This is a genomic window from Cesiribacter sp. SM1, from assembly GCF_020178975.1.
GTDB lineage: Bacteria > Bacteroidota > Bacteroidia > Cytophagales > Cyclobacteriaceae > Cesiribacter.
In genome coordinates this window covers 413,166-435,988 of the sequence record NZ_JAHXBU010000093.1, presented here as the reverse complement: position 1 = coordinate 435,988, position 22,823 = coordinate 413,166, and the positions used below count along the sequence as shown (strand labels likewise).

At 50.6% G+C, this 22,823-nt stretch carries 18 protein-coding genes and 1 riboswitch; of the genes, 2 read left to right on the top strand and 16 right to left on the bottom strand.

Annotated elements, in window-relative coordinates:
* Positions 1-45 precede the first annotated feature (45 nt).
* The 7 genes from KWJ01_RS23715 to KWJ01_RS23685 form a co-directional block, all read right to left on the bottom strand.
* The gene (locus tag KWJ01_RS23715) at positions 46-1,497 is read right to left on the bottom strand and encodes a cellulose synthase family protein (protein ID WP_224999613.1); all 1,452 of its coding nucleotides are present in this window, start codon (positions 1,495-1,497) and stop codon (positions 46-48) included.
* On the bottom strand, positions 1,494-2,297 hold the full coding sequence (locus KWJ01_RS23710; RefSeq protein ID WP_224999612.1) for a glycosyltransferase family 2 protein: 804 nt from the start codon (positions 2,295-2,297) through the stop codon (positions 1,494-1,496). The genes KWJ01_RS23715 and KWJ01_RS23710 overlap by 4 nt, the downstream gene beginning before the upstream one ends.
* Before the next feature lie 24 nt (positions 2,298-2,321).
* The gene (locus KWJ01_RS23705; RefSeq protein WP_224999611.1) at positions 2,322-3,878 is read right to left on the bottom strand and encodes a 4Fe-4S dicluster domain-containing protein; all 1,557 of its coding nucleotides are present in this window, start codon (positions 3,876-3,878) and stop codon (positions 2,322-2,324) included.
* 245 nt (positions 3,879-4,123) lie between these two features.
* Positions 4,124-5,449, bottom strand: a complete 1,326-nt coding sequence (locus KWJ01_RS23700) for an NAD(P)/FAD-dependent oxidoreductase (protein WP_224999610.1) — start codon at positions 5,447-5,449, stop codon at positions 4,124-4,126.
* A 57-nt stretch (positions 5,450-5,506) separates the two neighbouring features.
* Positions 5,507-6,571 carry an ABC transporter ATP-binding protein gene (locus KWJ01_RS23695; RefSeq protein WP_224999609.1) on the bottom strand — a complete coding sequence of 355 codons (1,065 nt, stop codon included), beginning with the start codon at positions 6,569-6,571 and terminating at the stop codon, positions 5,507-5,509.
* 1 nt (position 6,572) lies between these two features.
* The gene (locus KWJ01_RS23690; protein WP_224999608.1) at positions 6,573-7,628 is read right to left on the bottom strand and encodes an iron ABC transporter permease; all 1,056 of its coding nucleotides are present in this window, start codon (positions 7,626-7,628) and stop codon (positions 6,573-6,575) included.
* 103 nt (positions 7,629-7,731) lie between these two features.
* Positions 7,732-8,925 (bottom strand): ABC transporter substrate-binding protein, encoded by a 1,194-nt coding sequence (locus KWJ01_RS23685; RefSeq protein ID WP_224999607.1) that lies wholly within the window; start codon positions 8,923-8,925, stop codon positions 7,732-7,734.
* Positions 8,926-9,005: 80 nt separating this feature from the next.
* On the opposite strand from KWJ01_RS23685, the gene meaB reads away from it, so the two are divergent.
* Entirely contained in the window at positions 9,006-10,034 is a 1,029-nt protein-coding gene (meaB, locus tag KWJ01_RS23680; protein WP_224999606.1) for a methylmalonyl Co-A mutase-associated GTPase MeaB, read from the top strand.
* A gap of 57 nt (positions 10,035-10,091) precedes the next feature.
* Positions 10,092-10,742 carry a PliI family lysozyme inhibitor of I-type lysozyme gene (locus KWJ01_RS23675; protein WP_224999605.1) on the top strand — a complete coding sequence of 217 codons (651 nt, stop codon included), beginning with the start codon at positions 10,092-10,094 and terminating at the stop codon, positions 10,740-10,742.
* 21 nt (positions 10,743-10,763) lie between these two features.
* Here KWJ01_RS23675 and KWJ01_RS23670 read toward each other — a convergent pair whose 3' ends face one another.
* From KWJ01_RS23670 to KWJ01_RS23630, 9 genes are all read right to left on the bottom strand, one after another.
* Positions 10,764-12,320 (bottom strand): PAS domain-containing sensor histidine kinase, encoded by a 1,557-nt coding sequence (locus KWJ01_RS23670; protein WP_224999604.1) that lies wholly within the window; start codon positions 12,318-12,320, stop codon positions 10,764-10,766.
* A 461-nt stretch (positions 12,321-12,781) separates the two neighbouring features.
* A complete protein-coding gene (locus tag KWJ01_RS23665; RefSeq protein WP_224999603.1) occupies positions 12,782-13,840 on the bottom strand; it encodes a DUF5074 domain-containing protein in 1,059 nt (352 codons plus the stop codon).
* A 4-nt stretch (positions 13,841-13,844) separates the two neighbouring features.
* Positions 13,845-15,755, bottom strand: coding sequence for a TonB-dependent receptor domain-containing protein (locus KWJ01_RS23660; protein ID WP_224999602.1), 1,911 nt, complete (start codon positions 15,753-15,755; stop codon positions 13,845-13,847).
* Between the two features lie 113 nt (positions 15,756-15,868).
* Positions 15,869-16,079: riboswitch (cobalamin riboswitch) on the bottom strand.
* A 169-nt stretch (positions 16,080-16,248) separates the two neighbouring features.
* The gene (locus tag KWJ01_RS23655; protein ID WP_224999601.1) at positions 16,249-17,256 is read right to left on the bottom strand and encodes an MlaD family protein; all 1,008 of its coding nucleotides are present in this window, start codon (positions 17,254-17,256) and stop codon (positions 16,249-16,251) included.
* Positions 17,240-18,022 (bottom strand): ATP-binding cassette domain-containing protein, encoded by a 783-nt coding sequence (locus tag KWJ01_RS23650; RefSeq protein ID WP_224999600.1) that lies wholly within the window; start codon positions 18,020-18,022, stop codon positions 17,240-17,242. Before KWJ01_RS23650 ends, KWJ01_RS23655 begins: the two co-directional genes overlap by 17 nt.
* Positions 18,012-18,815 (bottom strand): ABC transporter permease, encoded by an 804-nt coding sequence (locus KWJ01_RS23645; RefSeq protein ID WP_224999599.1) that lies wholly within the window; start codon positions 18,813-18,815, stop codon positions 18,012-18,014. Before KWJ01_RS23645 ends, KWJ01_RS23650 begins: the two co-directional genes overlap by 11 nt.
* Before the next feature lie 100 nt (positions 18,816-18,915).
* Positions 18,916-19,446, bottom strand: a complete 531-nt coding sequence (locus KWJ01_RS23640; RefSeq protein WP_224999598.1) for a hypothetical protein — start codon at positions 19,444-19,446, stop codon at positions 18,916-18,918.
* The gene (locus KWJ01_RS23635; RefSeq protein WP_224999597.1) at positions 19,443-22,043 is read right to left on the bottom strand and encodes a thiol protease/hemagglutinin PrtT; all 2,601 of its coding nucleotides are present in this window, start codon (positions 22,041-22,043) and stop codon (positions 19,443-19,445) included. The genes KWJ01_RS23640 and KWJ01_RS23635 overlap by 4 nt, the downstream gene beginning before the upstream one ends.
* Before the next feature lie 247 nt (positions 22,044-22,290).
* A complete protein-coding gene (locus tag KWJ01_RS23630) occupies positions 22,291-22,728 on the bottom strand; it encodes a hypothetical protein (RefSeq protein ID WP_224999596.1) in 438 nt (145 codons plus the stop codon).
* Positions 22,729-22,823 lie beyond the last annotated feature (95 nt).

The following is a 22,823-nucleotide window of genomic DNA, read 5'->3' as shown; positions in this document are numbered from 1 at the left end:
CCCTGGTGGCACACTGCATCTTTATATTCAACATTCAGCAAACAGCTATTTGCCACTTAAGGTATAATAAATTACCAGTATAAAGCCTATGGCCAGCATGCTGTGAAATAGCAATAAGCTATAATCCTGCAAGTACAAACCAGCACCAATGCCAAATACGAAGTAAACAGCCAGGATGGTTTCCAGCAGGGTCATCCAGCTGAAATTACGGCTCAGGTACACATTGCCCTTCCAGGCCCCCTCCTTTCCTGTAATGTTAAACTTGGGCGTACGCAAAAAAGGCGATTTCTTTCCCAGCCAGCCTTCTGCAACTGCCATGGTATTATGCGCAGACAAACCCAGTGAAACTATCAGAAATGGTGGAAACAAGCTCCAGAAGTATAGTACACTTCCTTTTGGATGAAGCCGGTAGCTGGCTACCCAGTAAAAAACGCCAATGGCCAGAAATCCAAAAAAGAACACTCTCCCAAAATAGAAAATCCGTTCAAACTCCGGAAGTAATTCCTTAACAAAAAGCATGGGAACACTCAGCAAAGCTGCTATGAGTATTACTATAAAAATGCTGCTGTTGGTGAGGTGAAAAAAAGCATGGAGCTTATTGAAAAAACTACCGTGGCTGCGCAGCGATTTCAACAGGTTTTTACGGGCACACTCTGCCGCGCCCTTATTCCAGCGGAAATGCTGTGAGCGAACGGCTGGCATAATAACAGGGAGCTCTGCAGGACTTTCCACCTCCTCCAGGTACCGGAACTTCCAGCCCCGCATCTGCGCCCTGTAGCTTAGGTCCAGGTCTTCGGTAAGGGTATCGGCACTCCAGCCGCCGGCATCTTCTATGCAGCTGCGGCGCCAGATGCCTCCGGTGCCATTAAAGTTAATGTAGCTGCCAGCTTCACTGCGACCGCCCTGCTCAATGGTAAAATGGGCATCGAGCCCAAAAGCCTGAAGCTTGGTGAGCAGGTTGTAGGTCCGATTCAGGTGGCCCCAGCGCGTTTGCACCACCCCAGTTTCAGGAGCCTGAAAATAGGGCAGTGTTTTTATCAGGAAATCTGCAGGAGGCAAAAAGTCGGCATCGAAAATGGCAATAAATGCTCCTTTTGCCTTTTGTAAACCCCATTGCAGGGCTCCTGCTTTAAAGCCCTGCCTGTTAGGGCGGCGTACATGTTCTATCCAAAGCCCCTGCCCTTGCAGGGCTGCTGCTTTTGCTGAGATCAGGGCAACAGTATCGTCGGTCGAATCATCCAGCACCTGTATCTGCAGTTTATCGGCAGGGTAATGCAGGCGGGCAATGGCATCCAGCAGGCGTTCGGCCACATAGCGTTCGTTGTAAATAGGGAGCTGAACCGTTACCACCGGCAGCTCTTCGGGAAGGGCAAGGGGTACAGCCTGTTTTTTACGCAGGCTGCGCAGGTAGTGCCAGGTCAGGTGCAGCTGACCCAGGCTAAAGAGGAAGAGAAAGAGTAAACTACTACAGTATAAGATAGCAATCAGCCAGCTCATCGGCTATAGCGAAAGAGTGTCCACAAGATTTTGTAGCCTGCCCCCAACACACCTTTTACGGTACCGCTTATTTTAGAATGGCCAATGCGGCGGCGGTACCTAACGGGCACTTCGGTGGCAAGCAGCCCAAGTTTAGCAGCTTTTAGCTGCATTTCCACCGTCCAGCCATAGGTTTTATCCTGCATATTTATTTTTTGCAGGGCCTCCCAGCTAATGGCCCGGAAAGGGCCCAGATCTGTAAAACGGGCACCATAGATAAGGCGAAGCAAACGGGTTGCCAGCCAGTTGCCAAACACCTGCTGCGGGGTTAGGGAGCCTTTTTCACGCTTACCCAGCGCGCGGGAGCCAATCACCAGGTCAGCTTTTCCTTCCAGGATTGGCGCTACTAAAAGCGGCAGTTCTTCGGGATAATCAGAATAATCGGCATCCAGGAACACAACGATATCGGGTTGTTCAGCTTTCTGCGCCAGGTATTCCAGCCCTTTGAGGCATGCCCATCCGTATCCTTTGCGGTCTTCGCGCAGCACAGTAGCACCCAGGGCTTCTGCTACGCCAGCAGTATCGTCGTTTGAGGCATTATCTGTTACCACCACTTCATGCACCCAGCTTTTCGGCAGGGCCTGAATTACTTTCAGAATACCCTCTGCCTCATCGTGGGCGGGAATAACAACAGCAATAAAAGGAATACCAGCTTGTTTAACAGTTGCAGTAAACCGATGGAATGGAGCTCCCTTTACCCCTTCCTGTTCTGGCACAAGCTGAAGCCCCTCCTTCACATTTATTTCTTTATCTAAACTCATTGCATTACTTATTCCTGATACCCGCTAAAACTTCACCTCACCAAACCTGGCTTTGCCATCGCCCCTATCCTCCAGCTTAAGTACACCCCTGGGGCATACGGAGGAGCACACCCCACAACCTACACAGCTGGCCCGCACCACATTCTGGCCGCGCTGGGCGTACCAGCGTACGTCGATACCCATTTCGCAGTAGGTAGAGCAGTTGCCGCAGCTAATGCACTGGCCTCCATTGGTTGTGATACGAAAACGGGACTTAAATCGCTGTACAATGCCAATGTAAGCCGCCAGCGGACAACCATAACGGCACCACACCCGGTTGCCCATCAGGGGGTAAAAACCAGTGCCCACCACACCTGCAAAGATAGAGCCAATGCCAAAGCCATACCAGTAGCGTAAATCGTAGGAGCTGATGCCCAGCAGGCTGCTGTGGCCGGTAAAGAAGGTAATAAGCACGGCAGCCGTCATGATTACAGCCAGCACCAGCACACTATGCACCATCCAGCGCTCTATTTTCCAGGCTTTTAACCGTTTGTCGGAAAGCTGTCGGTAAGGATCGCCCAGGGTTTCGGCCAGACCACCGCAGCCGCACACCCAGCTGCAATACCAGCGTTTGCCATAGAAGTAGGTCATGAGCGGCACACCCAGCACCACCAGGGCAATGCCCCATACAAGCATAAACATGCCCAGCGTGCCATTGCTTAAAAACTCATTGATCTTGTATTCAAAAAACAGGTCGTAATTAAGTGGCCAGATGTTCTTCAGGTCGTAGTAGGGCCTGTTAAGGGCTACCAGTATTTCCGGAATCAGGAAAGCGAAAGCCAGCTGAAAAAACATAACACTGCCGGTACGGAGTTTATGGTACTTGCTGTGGCGGTATTTGATCATCATGCGCACACCCATAACCAGGATGGCCAGCGTATACAGCAGCCCATAAAAGAACCATTCTGTAGCTCCACTGCCCTTTAGCCAAAAGGCAAGCGGATCGCAGATAAGCATCCAGGTGGTGATGTAGTAGGGAAAGAAATAGAGCAGGATGTAGAACAGGATGAGGAATGAACCCAGCAACCAGCCAACCCAGCCCCTGTTGGTAGTGGCGCTGTGAAATATGTGGTTGTTTTTGATGCCCGGAATGAGCTGCAGCTTCGGCAAAATATAGAGCAGGCCACCTAATACACCCAGCCCAATGCTAAGCCAGAATAGCAGCATCGGCCGTTCTGCCGGCAGGCCAACAGTACTATATTTGATGAGATAGGTTTTATAGCTCCTTCCCCAGTAATCATCTATGGGCTTTTCTGTTAACTGCTCGTTTGCATTTTCAAAAGCATCATCAAGCACAGCAGAAAGCGCCCAGTCGCTCTCGATTGGCTTGTTGTACAGAGGCTCCAGCAGTGATTTCAGCACTGCCTGGTGGGTGCTGTCTACCACCGAGCGTTCTACAATTGAAGGTGTCAGTATATAATCGCCCATGCTTAACATGCCAATGAGCACAGCAAAGCCCATTAAGAGCAAAACCAGCCCCAGTTGCTGTACCGGGTGCTTCTTTATTTTTGTAAAGCGCGTATCGCGTATTATAGTCGGCATTTTTCCGCTTCTCTGCCTTGCACAGGCAAACCCTCTCCACAGGGTATAAATCAACTGTTACAGATCCTGAAAGTGTTGAGGCTATAAGGCAAATCCTGATGCTCCTCCCCCCTACACCTGGTTGCTTCAGAACAAGCTACCACTGCAATTAATTCTAAATCTATTGTCTATTGTCTATTGTCTATTGTCTATTGTCTATTGTCTATTACGGTCCGCCGCTGCGGTCTATTGTCTATAATATTAAATCAGGCCCCAAACACCCACCACTTTTTCTTCTGCTCTTTGATGGTTCTGCCGGTTTGTGTGGAAAAAGCGTTCCTGATCTCCCCCTCATGCCTGCTATGAAATTCGGGATCAAAGTTAGCCCTGTGCAGCTGCCCCACTACCTCCTCTATTTTAGTGCCGCTGATAATCCATTGCTCGCACACCTCCTGCCGGTAACGGATACCCAGGAGATTTACTCCCCTGAACTTGCCGCTTTCCTTTTCCCACACCAGCCTTAGCGCCTGATGTTTTTGCGGATGCTGCCAGTAAAACCACTCCCACCCTTCCGGCAGCCTACTGGGCACATCGCCATATACCTGGTACTCCACCTCAAAAAACTTAGCTGAATTAAACCAGGGTCCGGGCTTGTATGCTGCCGGCTTGCCGCAAATGGTTTGTGCCACCAGCAGCCCATGTTCACGCCCGGTATACCAGACCTGCTCTACAGCCTTTCGGCCGATGGGAGGCTTGCGGTACTGAGCACAGTCGCCTATGGCATATACTCCACTAACGCTGGTCCTGAAATATTCATCTACCAGCACACCTCTGTCTGTCTCAATGCCGCTCCCTTTCAGAAAATCAATATTAGGCTCTACGCCAATGGTGATACCCAGAAACTGGCAGGAGATTCTCTCTTCTGCACTGGTGACAACTGCCTGCACCCTGCCTGCTGCATCCTGCTCCACTTCTTTCAGGCTGGTGCTGAAGCGAAGCTCGATGTGGTGCTGCCGTAAATGATCTCCAACCAGCCTGGCTTCTTCAGGAGGTAGAACGCTTGCCCAGTAGCCCTTTTCCCGCACCAGCAGGCTTACCGGTATACCTCGACTGTGCAGCATTTCTGCCAGTTCCACGCCAATAAGGCCACCACCAACTATTACTCCCCTTTCAATTCCAGCAGTTGATGCTTCTATGGCCTCCAGGTCCTGCAGGCTGTAGAGGCCGTGTACCCCTTTGGCACCTTCGCCCGGCCAGCCCCCCTTTCGCCAGCGTGATCCGGCAGCAATAATAAGCTCATCATAGGAAAGTGGCTCTCCCTGGCGAAGCACTAGCTGCTTTTGTGCCACATCCACCTTTTCCACCCAGTCCGTTACCAGCTCAATCCTGTTTTTGGGCCAGAACCAATCCTCATAAGGCTTGAGGTTCTTATATTCCATTTGCCCCATGTAGAGGTACATCAGGGCAGTACGGGAGTAAAAATGGTCGCTTTCGCCGGAAATAACGGTAATGCGGAAATCACTGCCTTTGCGGATGTGCCGCGCTGCCGTAATGCCTGCAATGCCATTTCCAATGATGACCACGTGTTTCATGCGCCCCAATATACGGAAATAAGTATGCTGCGGATTGTCTGGCTGCAGACATTTAGATTAATACCGCTTGCTTAGCTCCCTCAGCAGACCGGCCAGGGAAAAGAATTGCTGTTCAAATACCCCCTGCTGGTAATGCCACATCCAGCCTACAGCATTTTGCTGCACTTCTATGGTGGCTGCGCCAGCCGTTGCTGTGGCAGCCGTTGCTGCGCCAGCCGCTGCTGCGGAATTAGCTGCCCCCGCATCGGTTATAGTAAAAATACCATGGCGGCGCAGCACCTGTTCTGTCCAGTAACGGGCTGGCTCTGCACCATTTAAATATACACTGGCTTTGTGCGGTAGTGGCTGGTAAAAGCGGCCTGTCTGCATATCGAACATAAATGGTGGCCTGCCGAAGGCTTTCTCAAGTGATCCATTCAGCACCAGGTCTTCAGGCAAGCCTTCGGCCAGGGGATCATGGGCATTGTGGGGCATGAGCAGCAGGCGATCGGCGGTCTGCAGGGCCAAATCAAGCTCGTGGGTAGCCACCACCACGGCCTTTTGCTGCTCCTGTGCCACCTGCCTTAACAGGTGCATGATCTGGATGCGGTGTACCAGGTCGAGGTGGGCGGTGGGTTCATCGAGCAGGAGCAGCTGCCCTCCCTGTGCCAGTGCGCGGGCAATGAGCACCTTCTGCCGCTGGCCATCGCTTAGGGTATACAGCTTGCGATCGGCCAGGTGGCGGGTTTCGGTGCTATCCAGGGCTTGTTCCACTGCTTTACGGTCTGCCTCGCCCATACCACCAAACCAGCCCGTATGGGGGTAACGCCCCAGCTGCACCACCTCCAGCACCCGCAGGTTTGCAGAATGTACCGGATCGGTGAGCACCAGGCTGATAGCCTTTGCTTTTTCCTGCTGCGAAAGCTTTTCGATGGGGGTGCCCTGCAGCAGCAGCTCTCCCGCCAGTGGCAGCTGTACCCCCGCCAGGGTACGCAGCAGGGTAGACTTTCCGGCCCCGTTCGGTCCCATCAGGCAAACGAGCCGGCCCGGCTCCAGCATCAGCTCAATATTGGCCCGCACCAGGGTTTCCTGGCGGTAGCGGTAGCCAATGCTAAGGTTATGGGCCTGCAGTACTGCTTTCATCTTAAAACATTTTACCAATTGCCCGCTGCCTTAGGATAAGCCACAACACCACCGGCGCGCCAAACAGCGTAGTAATGGCATTGAGCGGCAGGGCTCCACCTGCTGCCAGAATATTAGCCAGAATATCGCAAAGCAACAGTAAAATAGCGCCTCCCAGCATAACCACGGGCAACAATAAACGATGATCGGAAATATGAAACAGCAACCTGCACAGGTGGGGTACTGCCAAACCTACAAAAGCAATAGGACCGCAAAAAGCTGTGATACTGCCCGCCAGCAGGCTTGTGCTTATCAGAATGAGGGGGCGCACTTTGCCCATAGATACACCTACACTGCTGGCATAGCGCTCTCCCAGCAGCAGGGCATTCAGGGGCTTGGCCAGTGCCTGGGCCAGCACCAGCCCTACCACTACCACCGGTAGCACTACCTGCAGCTCGGGCCAGGTTACACCACCCAGGCTCCCGAAGGTCCAGATCATATAGGCCTGCACTTTTTCGGCACCACTGTAAAACTGCAGCACACTTACTACGGCTCCGGCCAGGCTACCCACCATCAGACCCAGGATGAGCAGGGCCATGCTATCCTGCAGGCGCAGGGCTGCCAGAAAAATAAGCACCAGTACTCCTGCAGCACCTAGGGCTGCTGCCCCGGCAGTAAGCCAGGGAATCCACTCCGGCACAATAAGCCAGCCAATGCTGCCAGCCATCAGCAAAACAGCAACCCCCAGGCTTGCACCGGAACTAATGCCCAGTACAAAAGGACCTGCCAGCGGGTTACGAAAAAGCGTTTGCATCTGCAGGCCCGATACAGCCAGTGCACTGCCTGCCGCCAGTGCTGTTAAGGCTTTGGGCAGGCGAAACTCCCACAGGATCTGCTCCCAGACCTTGTTTTCGGCTGGCGTACCTGTAAGAATTTCAAGAATGGATCCATAAGGAATAGCAACGGCACCAAGACTTAGGTCTACCACAAACAGCAGCGCCAGTACCAGCACCAGCAGCAGCAGGCGCCAGCCCCAGCCTTTGGGCATCCATAAAAGTGGTTGAGAAGCTTCTTGCATCAGCCGGCAAATTAGCGAATAGCAGGCAGAGGGCAAAAGCAGTCAAAGAATCGCTCTTAATTAATAAAGTATTTACTTACTGCCCCCTTCTGTATATAAGCTCTTACTGCTGAGTCAGGGGTAACCTTTTATAAAAATACAGCTCATGCCCCTCCATTAGCTCCGGGTGCAGAATCTTGATCAGATCGGCCAGTACCATATCTGGGCGGGCATAGCCCAGCTCCAGGTATTCGTTACCACCGGTGTTGTTAATCTTATTGGTGTAGGTGTAAACCTGCTCCTGCTGCCAGGCCCTGAAACGTTTATAGCGCTCATCGGCTGCCGTAAGCGCCTGTAATGAACTAAAATCGGCGGTATTGATCCAGTAGGGGGCATCATGGGCTTTGGCAAACACCTGCTCAAAGCTTAGGGGCACACTGCCGCTTGCTTCGGTATCGCTCCAGAGATAACTGGCGCCGGCATCGGCCAGAAATTGAGCTGCCCAGCTCTTACCGCCAGGCACATACCAGATATCACCATACACAATGCCACTGAATACTTCCGGGCGCTGTGCAACATTCTGGGTTAAAGATTTGAGGGAGTCGTAGCGATGCACGATTTGCTGAAAAACAGAATCAGCTTCTCTTTCTTTGTTCAGCAGGGCTCCGGTAAATTTTATCCACTCGGCACGCCCCAGGGGGCTGGTCTCCAGAAAATCTGCATTGAGGAGCACCGGTACGCCTGTCCTGTCCAGTACCTGCAGGGTGCCATCGTCTGGCCCCATGCCATAGGCCATGATGAGGTCGGGCTGCAGGGAGAGGATCTGCTCTGGATTTAAGCCCTGTGTGCTGCCAATATCGGTAAGTGCGCCCTGCTCCAGGCGGCTGCGTTGAGCAGGGCTGGAGATAAAGCCTGCCTGCGCAAAGCCTGTTAGCTTATCACTTTCGCCCAACATATCCAGGGCGGGCAAATGGGTGGTGCTAAGGCTGATGATGCGCTGCACAGGCACTCTTACCACCGCATCGGCCATGATGGAATCGGGCTGCGGCTGGCCATGGGGCAAGAGCAAATAGGTGTAAGGCCTGGTGGCGCCAGGGTAGGGCTGCTTTACATGAATCAGTTTATAACCATCGCCATACTCCAGCTCAAATGTTTGAGCATATTCGGTCTGGGTGCGGTGCCAGGCAGCAGTACTGTTGCTTAATTCAGAAGTTTCTTTTTCTGAACGCTCTGGTCTGCAGGACCAGTGGGTAAGTACTAAGGATAAGATAAGCGGGAGTAACAGGCTTATTCTGCCTGTGCTGTAGTTCCATTTCATGGGGCTAAGGTAAGCACTGAAATTAGGGGTGCAAAGCCAATGCGTTGTGATTGTGCCCCTATATAACTAGTTTTAGGCTAATGAACAGCAAGCGCCGATCCCGTTTATCTCTCCAGGCTTATATAGAAGGTGTGCTGGCCGGCGACCGCATGGTGCTAAGCCGTGCCATAACCCTGGTAGAAAGCAGCCTGCCTGCAGACCAGGAGCTGGCACGGGAGGTGATGGATGCTGTTTTACCCCATAGCGGCAAATCTATCCGCATTGGCATTACAGGAGTACCGGGTGTTGGAAAAAGCACTTTTATCGAAAGCTTTGGCTCCTACCTGACCGGACTTGGCAAAAAACTGGCGGTGCTGGCCATAGACCCCAGCAGCCAGCGCAGCGGGGGCAGCATTCTGGGCGATAAAACCCGCATGGAACAGCTCTCGCACAACCCACTGGCCTACATACGCCCCTCAGCAGCCGGCACTGCCCTGGGCGGCGTTGCTGCCCGTACCCGCGAGGCCATGCTGCTTTGCGAGGCAGCCGGTTTTGAAGTAGTCTTTATAGAAACCGTTGGTGTAGGCCAGAGCGAAACTGCTGTTCGCAACATGGTAGATTTCTTCCTGCTGCTTATGCTGGCAGGAGCCGGCGATGAGCTGCAGGGCATCAAAAAAGGCATTATGGAAATGGCCGATGGCCTGGCAATCACCAAGGCCGATGGCGATAATAAAATGCCTGCCAAACAGGCACAGGCAGCCTACAGAAATGCACTCCACCTGTTTCCTCCTACCCAAAGCGGCTGGATTCCCAAAGTACTTACCTGCTCCGCACAAGCCAATGAAGGGCTGGAGGCAGTGTGGCAAATGATTTGCCAGTACCGGGAGCACACCCGGCTAAAAGGATTTTTTGAACAACGGAGGCGGGAGCAAAACCTTAGCTGGATGCACACAGCCATAGAAGATATGCTGAAGCAGCATTTTTACAGCCATCCTGCTGTGGCACAGCACAGAAAGCAGCTGGAGCAGGAGGTAATGGCCGGAAGCAGCGGCGCTGTTGGTGCAGCACGCTTCTTATTTTCTGTTTTTAAGGGTAATTTCAGCTCCGATACTAACGTTAATAACTCCTGATGCGCCTAAAGCGTATCAGCAATAAACCTACTGACCAACGAATTTTGCCAGGCAACTATGGTACGTCATTTTTTTGCGACACTATTTTTATGTTTATCGATATGTGCAATTGTAAGCTCCTGCCAGGAAGAAAAGCCAAAGGAGAAACCAAGCCTTGACCAGGAATTTCCCGAACAAACCACCCAGGATACCCGCCTGAACCTGAACGATTACATCAGGTACAAAAAAATACACCAGTGGGGCGACAGCCTCTATTTTCTGGTGATGAGCTGGGGCTCCGACAGCATTGGCAGCTACAGCATATTACTGGCCGACAGTGCCAACGGCAATTACACCTCCTTTTCGATGCACCAGCAGGGCTCTGTAGTACAAACCTGGATCAATGATTTTGACCGGGACAGCCTGCCAGAAATAGGCATTGTTACCCGCAGCCAGAACCAGCGCAAAACCGGGCAAATGCGCCTGCACGAGCTTGGCAGAAATTCTGCGTTTGAAACCATAGATATGCAACCGCTAAGTGAGCAGCTGGGAGCTGATTATGAAGGTGGTGATATTTTTTACCCACAAACGGGGCAAATCGTCAGGGAATTCAGAACTGTTAATTTTGATACCGCAGTGCAGGATAAAACTGTAAAACGGATCGTGTACGAGCTCGATAATAATCAGCTGATCGTAACTGAATTTGAAAGTACCGAGGACAGCCAGTAAGGTGCGGGAGCCTTGCTTTTCCTAGTCCGGCAGCCAGCCTGCTGTTGTTTTTGTTTCTGCATGGTAGTAGTCAGTTGCCTTATGTGCCTGCTCGTTTGGCAGCACAATTTTAACAACTGTACCTTTGGCTGGTTGCGAGCTAAGCTCAATTTTACCACCCATTTTATCTACTACCTCGCGGGTAATGTACAAGCCCAGGCCAGAGCCACTCCTGTGTTCATCTGCCCTGTAAAACATATCGAACACCCGCGCATGATGCTCCTGCCTGATCCCTATTCCGTTATCACAAACCTGAAATACAGCTTCCTGTACCGTTATACGACCGGTAATGACAATTTGCGGCGGTAGTACTTTGTTCTGGTAACGTATGGCATTAGACAGCAGGTTACGAAAAACTATGCGCAAACGAGCCGGATCTGTATACAGGGGCGATTCCTGGTGCACATTTACATTTACATCGATCTGCTTAAAATCTTCTAGCAGGCTAAACTCCTCCAGCACTCCGTAAATAAGTGCATAAATGTCTACTTCAACAAACTGCAAAAACAGCCTGGCGTTGCGGGAATGATCTAAGATATCCCTGATAAAGCCATCCAGGCGGTGCAGGCTGTTTTCCATCATGCCACATATCTTATACAACTCATGTGGCCTGCCCGACTCCAGCTTTAGCAGGTTTATAAGCCCCATTAGCGAGGTTAAGGGAGCCCGTATGTTATGGGAGGCACTGTAAACGAAATTATCCAGCTCCTTATTTACCTTGGTCAAATATTCGTTTTTCTCCTTCAGGGTATCTTCCACCAGTTTTAGGCGCGTGATGTTTGTAACAGAGCCAAGATAGCCAATAACCCTTCCCTGGCTATCTAGTTCAGACTTACTTTGCCCCAGTACCCATATTGTTTCACCTGTGCCCGGCTTCTGATACCTGTAAACAGCCTTAGTCTCCTCTACTACCTCTTTTTTATCATACCACTGCCGCAAGACAAAGTCTTTGTCTTCGGGGTGCAGTGCACTGGTCCAGCCTGTACCAAAGGCCTCTTCGGGTTTCAGTCCTGTTAATTCACAGAACCTTTCGTTTACATAAAAGCAGTTCTTTTGACTGTCGCAACGAAATACCCCAACCGGAGTCATGCGAAGAATATCCTGTAAGTGCAGTTGGCTTAATTGCAGCGATTGCTCCCTCTGCTGTTGCTGGTATTTGAACGAGGCGTCGGCAAGGGCTCTGCTAACTGCTTCGGGCAACTTATAAAGTTTATGCTGCAGTACAATATCACAGGCGCCGCCACGCATCATATCTATCACCCACTCTTCTCCCATGGCAGGGGCTATTATGATAGCGGGTACCTGCGGCGCAAGCTTTTTGTGCAGATTCAGGCAGTCAGCACCTGCGAAACCCTCCTCCTGATAACAGATCAGCACAACATCCGGAAGTAGCGTTTGTACCTCCTTCATAAAACCATTTCTATCTTGCAGTGGCAGCAGGTCTATAGTCAGGCCGGCCTTACCCAGCTCAGCCAGCACCGTGCTGTAATGTTGCTGTTTATCCTCTACAAAGAATACTCGTATGGCTTTTTCGGTCATTTAACAGCTTTTATACATATACAGTAAGGCAGAATAAAGAAGAAAACCTGTATAGCAACAAACATATGGGCTGAAACTGGCCTATACTCCTCTATTTACTGAATGGCTGCTCAATGTAAATCCTGATAAAGCTCCGGGGCATAGGAGACTGCAAGACTTTCCGAGCAGCACTTATAAATAATTAACAAGAAACGGTATCTAATTTATTTACGAAATACAGGAAGATCGTGATGATAGCCAATCATACGGCTGATTCTGCAAAAAGAAAAGCTTTCTAGTACGGAATAGATTTATTTTATTAGATAATTATAAATATATGCCCCTAATGTACACTTCACACCATGAATGCTGAACCGACCGTAGCGAATTCAGCAGCATTTAAACAGCACAAACTTCTCTATAAACAGCAGGAGCAGCGAAAAAGAACGCTGCTCCTGAAGATTATACTTTACATAGATCTACTAACGGGCCAGAAACTGGTGTGGAAATACGCCGGCCGGTTCACGATCCAGCTCTGTACCATCTGCACTTAGCCTAAGCAGCGTGCCCGGATCTGCACCGGCAGCCACACCCAGGTAAATTTCGCTGGTGATGGGATTTACCCAGAACAGCCTGGCATCGTCCATTTCCAATACCTGCTGTGGCTGTCCGGCCTCCTGGCTAATATCCAGTTTGTAAAGCTTATTGTAAGTGGTAGAATAATCGGGACTGTAAGACTGGGTAAGGAAGTAGAGGGTGTTGCCTACAAACTGCCATTTGGTAGCACTTCCAGGTAACTTCACCTTGCTTTCCAGTGCAAAAGTAGAAGGGTTGTAGCGTGATATGGTATCACCAGCCAGTGTCCATATCCTTCCATTGGGTGCTTCCATAATTTTGGATGTACCGCTAACTGCTTTAAACTTTCGGGCTACCGCCAGGGTACCGGTGTTAATAATGGTTATGGAATCTGTAAAAGAGTTTGCTACCCACAGATTTGTTCCATCCACAAGCACACCCTCCGGACCTGAAGGCACAGGTATGTTTTTTTCCAGCTCATGAGAACTGCGGTTAAACACGGCCACACTACTATTTAGCAGAGAATAATCTGGCTCATAAGGACCCCAAACAGAAACGAACGCCCTATCATTGGTATAAGCTGCATAACGCGGAGAGTACAGGTTCGCAGCACTGCTATATTCATGCTCATTTTCCAGCGAAGCAGCATCGGCAAAAATTACTTTACCCGGGCCACTAAACTGATTTACCATTATCAACATGTCTTCACCTTCCGTGGTCACACTTTCAATAATTCCTTCTACTCCTACACCATTAACAGCCCTATAGGCTCCCTGCTGCATTACACTGGTTTCAGGATCATACAGGTCTATGGTACCGTTGCCCTGAGAAAGGTTACCCTGGTTCACCAGGATCATGCCATCAATTTGCGCAGGAGCCTCGGGAGCATCGTCATCGCAGGCCGCAAATACAAAAGCAAGGCAGCTGAAGCATATCAGCCATAGGTTGTTCAACTTGTTCATCATTCTATTAATTAAAAATATAGTTTAGTGTTAGGTTATAGCTTCTGCCAGGCATGGCCCGGTTTTCGTAATTCTGATACTGATGATCGAGCAGGTTGCGTACCTGCAGCAGCAGGCCCAGCCTGTGGTTTTGCAGCTGCCAGGTTTTACCTGCGCTTAGGTTCAGCAGGTAGTAGTGAGGCAGGCTTGTTACTTTGTCTTCTACGCCTGTGGTGTACCTGCGGCCGGTGTACTGCCCGTTAAGCTCGCCCATCCAGCCGCTTTTTGCTGCCCTTATCCAGCCATTGGCTTTCCAGAGTGGCACAAAAGGCAGCTGCTGGCCTACAGTGCGGTCGTATTCATTAAGGGCCACCCTATTTTCAGAGCGGGTGTAGCTAGCATTACCTCCGATTTCCAGTATGTTATGCTTCCAGTTTAAGCTTGTTTCATAACCGCGGCTGAACACGCTGCGCAGGTTCTTAGGTCCCCAGCCTGAGACTGGTTCTCCATCTGGTCCTGCAGCAACTGTAGGCCGCCACATGATCCAGTCATCAATCCAGAGCCAGTAGGCATTAACATCTGCCCTGAGTTTTCCGCCAAACATATTCAGGCCTTCTGTTACCAGCCCTGCCTCAGTGTTCCAGCCTATTTCAGGCTTTAGGTTGGGCTGGCCAAACCAGGGCCAGAAACGGTCGTTAAGGGTGGGCACCCGGTAATGCCTGCCTCCCGAAGCTTTTATTTTAAGTCTGGGCAACAGCCTTATCTCTGTACCTAAGGAGGGCGATAAAGGCCCCCACAGCTGGTCGGTTACAATTTGCCTTAAGTTCAGGCTGCTTACCCAGGCATCAAAAGGCTGCCAGCGCAGGCGGGTAAATGCCTCCAGGCGGTCTTCTTCTCTTTTATAATTTTCGTTGGTTGCCTGGCGCCGGTTCCACTGCCCTCCCACCTGCAGGAGCAGCTCAGGGGTAAGCGCTGTTTCCCAGTCGGTTTTGGCTATAAACTGCCGGGCCCTGAAGCCGGAGCCGTTGTGGATCATCTCCTCGTCGATCCAGCCGCTCTGCAGCTGCCACTCGCCCAGCGGCAGCACACGGCGGTACTGCAGGTTTAGGCGCAGGGCCTTATCCTGCTGCTCGTCGGAGCCGCTACTGCTGCCAATAGGTGGCTGCACCTGCCTCCATCCCTCCTGCCACCAGCCCTGCAGCCACAGCTCGTGCTCCGGGGCTGGCTTAAAGCCCACCTGGGCTACCCCGCCCTGCTGCCAGAAAGCACTGTGCACGTTACGCTCGCGTGGCTGTGAGCGTTTTAAAGTATTGGTGTAGGGAAAATCATTTTCGGCAGAGCGGCGGTAGAGGCGCACATCTGTTTGCCATTGCCGGTTTGCCCAGTTGCCCCCCAGCCCTGTAAAGTAGGAGCCAAAGCTGCCAGCCTCCTGCCTCAGCCTTGCACCCCAGCCCTGCCGCCACTGCTGCGGCTTTGTTTGCAGCTGAATGCTGCCACCCAGAGCATCGGAGCCATAGAGCGCACTGCTGCTGCCATATTGCACCTGCACATTTTCTATGGCAAAAACCGGGATCTGGGAGAAATCTGTTTGCCCAAGGGTAGGACTGTTAATGTTGAGGCCGTTCCACAGCACGGCAGTGTGGCTGCTGCTGGTACCCCTGAAACTTACGGTGGTAAGCTGACCGGGGCCATATTCGCGCAGGTAAAGGGGGCTGCGCTCCTGCAGCAGGCCGGCAAGCGACTGCCCCCGCTGCAGCTGCAGGCTTAGCGAATCGAGCTGCTGCCGTTTTACCCCTGCTGTGAAAGGCTGGTGCAGCAGGCCGGTAATCTCTACGGCCGGCAACAGAGAGTCTGCCTCTACCTGCGCCAGGGCAAGAAAAGGGGTGCAGCAGAGCAGCAGCAGCAGCAGGCAGTAACAGGTAAGCAGCTTAAGTTTCACGCAACAGCCAGATTAAATACCATGATTTAATGCAAAGCCTGCGGCTGTAAGAACATGAGAAAGGCAGGGACGCGAAAAAGCATCAGAGCATTTTCTCAGCCTTTCACCCGAAAGCCTTGAAGTTTAGATTTGGCAGGTCTCCTGACTTGCGTTCCTGCTGCTCTGCCTTCCCATTCCTGATTATTCCGGAACAGTGGCCTGTGGTTTGGCAACAGGTTTATATAACGCTTACAGTTGCGGGGACAGCTCCCGATTTACACGGGATTCCCTTTTAATCCGGCTAAGGGCGAATGCCCGGCCAGAACCATAATCTGGCGCAAAGATAGCAGTTAATTGTTTAATGTGCTAATGGGAAAATATACGAATTATTGAACAGCCTCCTGCTAGTGCATACAAGAGCTATTACCCTGTAAAACAGGAAGTATACTGCAGGTGCAGGTTTACCATAGCCCTGAGACTGCGGCAGAATACCAATTACTGCGCGGGCTTATGCTTACCGCTGGTTTACCTGTTCGAGAGAATCCTTGCGGGCACGTTCGGCTTCACGCGCTCTTCTGCGGAAGAAGCCCCTGAAAAGAATGTTGCTTTGCAGGGCCTCCATGTTCTCGTCCAGCTTTCGGCTGGCGGCTGCGGCATTATCCATGGTGCGCTGCAGGTCGCGGGCAAACTCAGGGTCTTTCAGGAGTACACCAACGGCATTATCTTCTCGCTGCAGCTGCTCAGACAGGCGCTGCAGCTCCTGTGTTACCTGTGCTGCATTGGCAGTGGTTTCCTCTATATTAGAAAGGGCCGTGCTGTAGGTATCTGCAAAAGTGGTATCGTTCATGAGGGTGTAGACAGGCCCATCCTCGTTGTTCTGCAGCCTGTTTACCATACGCCCCACTTCGTTACTTAAACTGCGGGTGCGCTGGCTGGTGGCCTCCAGGTTGGTGAGTGTAGATCTGAAATCATCAGCAACAGTGGTATCTGAAAGTAACATACCAATAGTACCGTTACCATCCAGCAACTGCTGGGTAACTTCGCCCAGGTTGCCTGCCACCTCTATCAGCTGCTCTCCTGCCGATTGCGCCAGGTTGATGATATCTTCTGTACTGGTGGTGTATTTGGTGCCAATGGTATCGCCATCTTCTACCGGAATGCGCATCTGGCCCGGTTCAATAACAATAATGGAGTTTCCTACCAGACCTTCGCTGCTTAAATAAGCCTTGGCATCTTTATTGATAAACTTCTGGTCCCTTTCGCGAACCTTCAGGCTTACCAGCACCAGGGAGTCTGTAGCGATATCAACATCGCTTACTGTGCCTATTTTAACACCGCTTAACCAAATGTTATTTCCCCTTTGTAAGCCGCTAACGTTATTAAAGAGAACATACAGGGTAATATTAGAGCTAAACAGGTTACGGGCACTTCCGATAAAGAAAATACCTATTAGAAACACAATTACTCCAATCAGTACAAAAAAGCCCAACCGGGCATTGCGTCTATTATCTTGCTCGCTCATGTTCTTTTAAATTGAAATATTGCATAAAAGTGCTCAGCAGCGGGTTTTTGGTAGTATACAAGCTCTCAAAAGGCCCGTCATACCCAACCTCGCCTTCGTGTAAAAAAATAACCCTGTCGGCCGTGGTTTTGGCACAGGTTATATCGTGGGTAATAATGATGGAAGAGGTACCATATTTACGTTGTACCTCTACCATGAGTTCGTTTATTTCTTCAGATGTAATAGGGTCAAGGCCGGAGGTTGGCTCATCATACAACATTATTTCCGGCTGAAGGATAAGGGTACGGGCTATGCCAATACGCTTTTTCTGACCACCGGAAAGCTCTGCCGGAAACTGGTTGGCCGTACGCTCCAGCCCCACATCAGCCAAAGCACTCATTACCTTTTCATCAAGTACTTTAGTATCGTGGATCTTAAGATTGCGCTTTAGCGGAAACTCCAGGTTTTCACGTATGGTCATGGAGTCGTAGAGTGCACTCATCTGAAAAGAGAACCCAACCTGCCGGCGCAGCACATTGAGCTCATCGGGCCCCAGATCCGGCACATTCTTTCCCAGCACTTCCACCGTGCCGGCATCGGGGGTAATGAGGCCCGCAATGCATTTAATGAGCACCGACTTACCCGTACCGGAACGCCCCAGTACCACCAGGTTTTCTCCCCGGTACAGCGAAAGGTCTATACCACGCAGAATGGTGAGCTCCTCAAAAGATTTGTGGAGTCCCCTGATGTGGATAACCTCTTCCCTGCCGGTTTCTTTATGTTCCACGGAAGAATTCAATGATTTGAAGCGATAAAAGGTCTAAAATAAAAATCATAAACATAGAGGTAACCACTGCTGTATTGGCTGCTTTACCCACACCTACTGTTCCGCCACCGGAATTGTAGCCGGTGTAACAGCTTACCAGCCCAATGGCCAGCCCATACAATACGCCTTTGCCTACGCTGGAGATTACATCCAGCAGGGTGAGCGACGACAGGGCCTGTGTCCAGTAAAGGGCAAAAGAAGTTTGGGAGAAATAGTTAGTGGCTACAAAAGACCCCAGCAGGGCAATAACATCGGCATAAATTACCAGTATAGGCACCATAACAGCAGCAGCTGTAACACGGCTTACCACCAGGTAATGAAAAGGCTTTGTGCCCGATACCTCCATGGCATCGATCTGCTCGGTTACCTTCATGGAGCTTAGTTCGGCTCCAATGCTGGACCCCACCCTGCCCGCGCAGATAAGACCTGTAATGAGTGGACCCAGTGAACGCACAATGGCAATAGATACCAGGGATGGCAGCCATGATTCGGCACCAAACTCCTGCAGTGAGGGGCGGCTCTGCCGGGTAAAAACTATGCCGGCAATAAAAGCGGTAAACCCTACCAGGGCAAACGTTCTTACGCCAATCTGGTAAGACTGGCGAAGAATTTCTTTGGTTTCGTAAGGTGGGAGCACGGCATTACGAAAGGTGCGCCCCACAAAACGGTAAATGCTGGCGAGGTTTACAAAAAAGCTGTTAAGACGGCTACTACGGCTATTGGAAAACAAAGGCTCTATGCTTTGGTAGTACAAAAAATTGTTCTCTATTAACCGTTACAGAGCCCAAATGGTTATGAACGGACAAAAAAAAGCCCTGCACAGGGGCAGGGCTTTCTGTAGGTGTGGGTGCAGTTTAATTATCTGCAGGCTTATTTCCGGCTACCGGTTTACAGGTACTAAGGCCCTGGCCGATAAACTGGTTCATGGCTGTTTCAACACTGTTGTACTGCCTGCGGTTGCCGCAGTTACACATATACACCAGCGGGTCCTTATCGATAATCTTCGCCCAAAGCTCTGCCGGCGTGGGGGCCTGCGGTAAAGCAGCATACTCCTGCATGGTGTAGCTGGTAAAAGCTACCTGTGCATTAATACCCTGGTTATCGAGCAGGTAGCCCTGCTCCAGTCTGGCCGGCAGGGGCAAACCAGCTGCCCGGTTTATATCTGAAGGATGCGGGTAAGCTACTACTGCTGTTTTATCTTCATTCAGGGTAACAGCAACTTTATCAGTATAATCTGCTCGTGTTTTATATACTATAGCCGGAGGGCCTGGCGTAAAAACAGGTCTGGTTTCCGGTGTATTGTTCTGGTCTGTCATCATTTTATTTTTACAGGCAGCACAAAATATAGTTACTGCAATCAGCAGAAAGGGCAGGCTTACTCTCATTGTTTTATTACTTTTTTAATCTGCAGATCGGCTCCAGCACGTGCCCGCACCAGGTACATTCCGGCAGGCAGGCCTGTTAAATCCAGCTGGGTTGCTTCCTTACCAAACTGCTTCAGCACCTGCCCCGAAAGGTTTAACACCTCCAGGGAATCGAACGAGCGGCGGGCCGTGATGCTTAACTGCCCGTTGGTGGGGTTGGGGTACACCTCTACCAGTTCGGGCATCTGATCATCCTCTATGCCGTTTGGCCTGGTACGGCGTACAGCAGCCTCAAGGCTGTAAGAGCCGGTTTCGCCCTGAAAGTACGAGGCAACAAACACATAGAGCGTTTCTCCTCCCTCCAGTTCAATGCCTTCGGGCATTACATCATCATAAACATCCGACCAGTTTTCTCCATCTGTTGAGTAGGAGAATAACACATCGTTGCTGTACTCATTGCCATCGTTGCTGCTGTAGCCATCGTGTACACGGAGGTTCATCTGGTACCTGCCATCGTCAGGAATGCCAAACTTATAAAAATCGTAATCGGTGCCGATGTGAATGTTGGAGCCGTTGGTAGCAACCTTGCGCTCGGTATCGGAATAGGTAACAGGCAGGAGGTAAGCCACATCCGGCTCATCGTTGTTTTCGTAAGCATCGCCTGCCAGTGGCGCTGTTTTAACAATCACTTTTGCCGGGTTGGTAAAGTAGGAAGAACCTACAATATCCCACTGAGTGCTGTTATCGGCATGAAAAAGTACAGCCACCAGGTAGGTTCCGGGCTCCACTTCTACAGTGCTGTTGCTGAAAGTAAGGCTGGCGCTTTTACAACCGGCACAAATCTTAACATTCTGTTTTTCTTCAATGGTATAGGCAAAGCTGCCATCCAGGTTAAAAAGGCTTACATCAACTACTCCGCTAAAAGCCGTAGTAGCATCGTTTTTCAGTGCAAAATTTACATTTACCTGCCCCCCGCTGTAGAGGTCGTCGCCATTGTTGATCGTGAAGTTAGAGCCCAGCTCTATATCGTTAGGATAGACCACTTCCAGGCTGGCCACACTGGTGTAAGAACCGCCGCTAAGCTGCTGCCACTCTCCATTAACAGGCTTGTAAAACACTGCCAGGGTGTAGTTGCCCGGCAGCAGGCTCGCCATGCCTTCGGTAGAGAAGGTTACGCCCTCGGTGTAGTGATAATTTGCCGGCAGCTCAATATCGCTGAAGGTCTCGATAAACTCCACAAAATTGCCTTCGGCATCAAAGGCGGCAGCTGCGTATTCACCATTGAAAGTAGCGGTTCCTTTGTTGATGATGTCTGTGTGAAGGGAAAACTCCTGGGTGTAATAGATTTTAGAAGCACTGAGGGTTACATTGTCGTACAGCTGCAGCTCGGTGGTTTGCACAGGTGCATCAGGAGCTTCAATATCAATCACTGCCTGGTGGCCGCTGTTGAAACCTCCGGTGCCGCCACCGGTTCCTACACCTGCAGGGTCAAGTGCGTTGATGGCAAAGTAGCCATCGGCGTAGCCACCCCAGCCCCAGTTCATATGGAACAGGTTGCTGTCGTTATAACCATCGCAAACAAAGGCATGGCCGCCGCCACTGCCAAAGCCGGCGTACAAAATTGGCTTACCAGCATCCAGCTGCTGCTTCAGAAGGTTAATCCAGGCACTTTCGGTATAGTTAGCACGCAGCACACCTTTAACATCTTTATAGCCGAAATAAGTCTTCAGAGCATATTCAGAACAATGCTGCACCGGGCTTGCATCCGAAACCACATAGGCACCGCTGCCACCGCGCTCGGCAATATCGTAATTCATGTCTACACTAATCCCAATGTGCTGCATAAGGGTAGCCACAGCCGTGTTATTGCCTGTTAGCTCCAGGGGCATATTTGCCCAGTCGTAGGTGGTGTTGCTGAAATTGGCGCTAAGGGTGCCATAGCGCTCGTGGTTGTAGGAGTGAAATCCACTGCCTTTGGCAGGATATTGCCAGTAGCGCATGATCTGTGCCATGGCAGTGGCCACACAGCCTGTTACAGTTTGTTGCTGTGCATCACTATCAACAGGGCACAACTGGTTATAGAATGGAGACTGATCCCATTTGGTGGCAATTAGCGGATTTACACCATTTACAGAGGCTGTTGCAGTAGCTGTTTTACTGCGGGCTACTTCTCCTTTCAGAAGTCCGTCCCACTCCTGCTCCAGGGCAGTATTCTGGGGCAGGCTTTCAATGGCATAACGTATCTGGTTTTTGTAGTACTCCAGCCACTTCATGAAATGTGGCGGCATGCGGTCCGGATCGTAACTTCCGCTATCGGTATACCCCAGGATGGGAGTTACCTTATCATCTCCAGACACTAAAATCATGCCTCCGTTTTCTCCTACATTAAATACATAGAAGTAAGTGAGCGGCGCAACACGAGCATTTGCACCAGAGGCTTTTGAAACCTCCTGATAGGCTAACTGAAGAGAGGCCGCCGAACGCAGGTTCGCCCCCGGCTTTGCGGCAATAAGGTAATTAAGCGCTACCAGCTGGGCATCTTCCACAGGCACCTGCCTGGCCTGAACCACTGCTGCACCGCACAAAAGTGCAGCTAACAGCAAAAAAAATTTACGCATGGTTAATAAAAGAGTGTGAAGTGTGGCTTTAGTTGAACCCTAAAGTTTTGCAAAGGTAGCAGGTAGAATACTGATATTGAATTGGCTTATTGCAAGTTTTGTTTGAACTAACAGAATTTGCGGATGAATGGTAAAAAAATACTTCTGAAAGGACAGAGTGCCTGCCTGAAAGAGGGATTTATGCTGAATGGAGAGCGCACAGCTCCATAATGGCTATGTTAAAACAGGAAGCCCGGCCCTGGCAGCTCTATATGTTGGTAACCACTAGCAGTACTTTTCTGAATTCGGAGTTATAGGGATACTTACTACGCCTGTCTAAGAAGGTGCTGTTGGTTATGCGGGATTCTGATATCCCCTGATTGGTAAAGAAATTCTTAAGATATTGGCTCTTTCGCAGCCCTTCTTCATAATTTTCCTGTGATTTGTAAACATGACTTACCCGAATTTCCACCTCTGTATCAGGGTTTGCTGCCAGGTAAGACAATAATTCCCTGAAATCCTGGCTTACCCTTTCAATGATCAAATCACCGGACTGTGGCTTGAAAAAAACCTCATCGCTGATGTTAATTACGTTGATCTTGCGGGCCTTATACCTTTCTGTTCTAAAATCGGCACTGGTAATTTGCCGGCGGTTACATGAAAAAAGGAGTATGATGAATATAGGTATCAGGTAGCTGGTTCTCATTTCTCGAAAGGGGCAATAGCAAAAAAACTTTCTACTATAAAAGCAGTTTGCAGGCAACAAAGTTTGGTTTGCAGACCTGGCAGCCCCGGGAGCGG